3 protein-coding genes are annotated in these 3,114 nt (G+C 75.8%); 1 reads left to right on the top strand and 2 read right to left on the bottom strand.

Going from position 1 to position 3,114, the window contains the following annotated elements; translation table 11 throughout:
- Window positions 1-184 precede the first annotated feature (184 nt).
- A complete protein-coding gene (locus N866_RS17660; RefSeq protein ID WP_034229046.1) occupies window positions 185-1,240 on the bottom strand; it encodes a PHP domain-containing protein in 1,056 nt (351 codons plus the stop codon).
- Window positions 1,241-2,374 carry a non-homologous end joining protein Ku gene (gene ku / locus N866_RS17655; RefSeq protein ID WP_081802792.1) on the bottom strand — a complete coding sequence of 378 codons (1,134 nt, stop codon included), beginning with the start codon at window positions 2,372-2,374 and terminating at the stop codon, window positions 1,241-1,243.
- A gap of 100 nt (window positions 2,375-2,474) precedes the next feature.
- On the opposite strand from ku, the gene N866_RS17650 reads away from it, so the two are divergent.
- The coding region (locus tag N866_RS17650; RefSeq protein ID WP_155855461.1) for an ATP-dependent DNA ligase at window positions 2,475-3,114 on the top strand (640 nt) is incomplete at its 3' end.

The following is a 3,114-nucleotide window of genomic DNA, read 5'->3' as shown; positions in this document are numbered from 1 at the left end:
GGGCTGCCCGGCCGGCTCGAGCCCGGGAGCCCGCTCGACCTCCTCCAGGTGCACGTCGACGACCTGCTCGGGTGCGCCCTGGCGCCCGCCGAGACCACGCCGACGCCGGGGGGCCTGCACAGCGCGAGGGTAACGCCGCGCCGCCGCCCCGGCGCCGTCGGACGACCGCCCCGTCAGCGGGCCCTCAGCCGTGGCGGCCGGTCCACTCCAGCAACCGCTCCACCGGCCAGGTGGTGACAACACGGTCGGGCTCCACCCCGTGGGCGGCGAGCCGGTCGCACCCGTCGACGAGCCAGTCCAGCTGGCCGGGCGCGTGCGCGTCCGAGTCGACCGTGAACAGGCAGCCGGCCTCGACCGCGAGCGCGAGCAGCTCGTCCGGCGGGTCCTGGCGGTCCGGGCGGCTGTTGACCTCGACCGCGACCTGCGCCTCGGCGCACGCGGCGAACACGGCGTCGGGGTCGAAGTCGCTGGGCGGCCGCGGGCGGCCGAGGACCCGCTGACCCGTGCAGTGGCCGAGCACGTCGGTCCACGGCTGCCGCACCGCGGCGACCATGCGCCGGGTCATGGCCTCCCGCTCCATCCGGAGCTTGGAGTGGACGGACGCGACCACGACGTCGAGCCGTCGCAGCAGCTCCGGCTCCTGGTCCAGCGCGCCGTCGTCGAGGACGTCGACCTCGATCCCGGACAGCACGCGGAACGGCCGCGGGGCCGAGGCGGCGAGCGCGGTGTTGAGCCGGTCGATGCGCTCGAGCTGCGCGCGCAGGCGTGCCGGCGAGAGCCCGTTGGCGACGGTGAGGCGCGGCGAGTGGTCCGTGATCGCCTGGTACTCGTGACCGATCTCGACCGCGGCGAGCGCCATGTCCGCGAGAGGGGCGCCGCCGTCGCTCTCGTCGGTGTGCGCGTGCAGGTCCCCGCGCAGCCGGTCCCGCAGTGCCTGACCGGCCGGGGTGGCCGCGCGGTTCCGCTCCGCGAGCTCCGCCTCCAGGTCCGCCAGCACCCGGGGCTCCTCGCCCGCGAGGACGGTCGTGACCACCCCGGCCGTGCGGTCCCCGATCCCGGGCAGCTCCTGCCAGCGGCCGTCCCGGACGTGCCCGCGCCAGGCGTCGTCGTCCAGGCCGCGCAGGGTGTCCCCCGCGGCCCGGTAGGCGCGCGAGCGGTACGTCGACTCCTGCTTGCGCTCCATGAGGAACGCGATGCGGTGCAGGACGCCGACGACGTCGTCCCGGTCCGGTGCCGCCACTCAGGACGCCCGGCGCCGGGTGGTCTTCCGTGCGGGGGCGGCAGCGTCGTCGTCCTTGGTGGCCTTGGCCTTCCCCTGCCCGGCCTTCGGGCCGGCCGTGGACGTCCCGGCGGGCTTGCCGGTGCCGCGTCGCGACGACGGCGTCCCACCCGTCCCGGCCGCCGCGGGCTTCGTCGTGCTGCTCTTCGTGCCGGCCTTGGCGCTGCTCGCCCGGGAGGTGCGCCTCGCCGGCGCCGCCTCCTTCTCGGGGGCCGCCTCGGGGGCGGGCTCGGGGTCGGCCTTGCGGCGGCTCGAGCGACGCGGGGCAGGCTTCTCCTGCGGCGCCTCCGCGCCGTCGTCGGCCCCCTCGCGCCGGCCGCGCGCCCGCTCCACGCTGCGCTGCAGCGCCGAGAGGAGGTCCACGACCTCGCCCCCGGTGTCCTCCTCGCGCTCGGGGTGCTTCACCGAGACCGTCCGGCCGGTGGTGACCTTCGCCTCGATGACCGCCTCGAGCGCCTGCCGGTACGCGTCGGAGTAGTCGGACGGGTCGAAGTCGCCCGCGAGGGACTCGACGAGCGACGCGGCCATCTGGAGCTCCTGCGGACGGACCTGGACCTCCGCCTCGAGGATCGGGAACTCCGCCGCCCGGATCTCGTCCGGCCACAGGAGCGTCTGGAGGCAGATGACGTCGTCGCGCACCCGCAGCACCGCCATCGTCTCCTTCTGCCGGAGCGCGACCTTGACCACGGCCATGCGGTCCGTCGTCTTGAGGGCCTCGCGCAGCAGGGCGTAGGGCTTGGCGGCGGTGCGCTCGGGCTCCAGGTAGTACGTCTTGCCCAGCATGATCGGGTCGACCCGGTCCGCCGGGACGAACTCCTCCACGGCGATCTCCCGCTCCGTGGAGATGGGCAGGTCGTCGAGGTCCTCGTCCGTCAGGACGACCATCCGGCCGTCGTCGGTCTCGTAGCCCTTGGCGATCTGGTCGTACGGGATCTCCTCGCCGTCGACGCTGCACACCTTGCGGTAGCGGATCCGCCCGCCGTCCTCCGCGTGGACCTGGTGCAGGGGCACGGACCGCTCCCCGGTCGCGGCGTACAGCTTGACGGGCACGTTGACGAGGCCGAAGGCGACGGCGCCCTTCCAGATCGCGCGCATGGCTCCTCCTCGGTCCGGCCGTCCACCCGTCGTCGGAGGGGCGCGCGGCAGTGCAGGTGCTCGTGATCACCGACGGTTGCAGGATGGACCCGTGCAGCCCATGCTCGCCACCCGAGGCGCCCCCGGCGCGCCGTCCCCCGCGCTGCCCCGCGGGCCGGAGTGGGCCTACGAGGTGAAGTGGGACGGCGTCCGGGTGCTCGCCGACACGACCGGGGAGCGGCTGCGCCTGTGGGCCCGGTCCGGGCGGGAGGTGACCGCCGCGTACCCGGACCTCGCGGGCCTGTCCGCCGTGCAGGGTGCGGTCCTCGACGGCGAGGTGGTCGTCATGGCGGGCGGCGTGCCGTCCTTCGAGGCGCTCGCCGAGCGCATGCACGTGCTGGACGCGGCCCGCGCGCAGCGCCTGGCGGCCCGCCTGCCGGCGACCTACATGGTCTTCGACGTCCTCCTCCTCTACGGCGTCGACCTGACCCGCAGCCCCTGGCAGGAGCGGCGCGGCACCCTCGAGCGGCTCACCCTGCCCGAGCGCGTCCAGCTGTCGCCCGTCTACGACGACGGCGACGCGCTGTGGGAGGTGACCCTCGAGCACGGGCTGGAGGGGGTGGTCGCCAAGCGGCGGACGTCGACCTACCAGGCCGGCCGCCGGTCACCCGACTGGGTCAAGGCGCCGCACCGCGCCACCCGCGCCGCCGCCGTCGTGGGCTGGCGGCCCGAGACCGGCTCCTCGGCGGGCCGCGGCCCGG

Source organism: Actinotalea ferrariae CF5-4 (assembly GCF_000603945.1).
GTDB lineage: Bacteria > Actinomycetota > Actinomycetes > Actinomycetales > Cellulomonadaceae > Actinotalea > Actinotalea ferrariae.
Note: the sequence above shows the minus strand (reverse complement) of the source record. Positions and strands in the feature narration are given on the sequence as shown.

What these genes read in the sequence shown, in the direction of transcription:
- ku (WP_081802792.1), bottom strand. Translation starts at nt 2,374, where the DNA reads ATGCGCGCGATCTGGAAGGGCGCCGTCGCCTTCGGCCTCGTCAACGTG.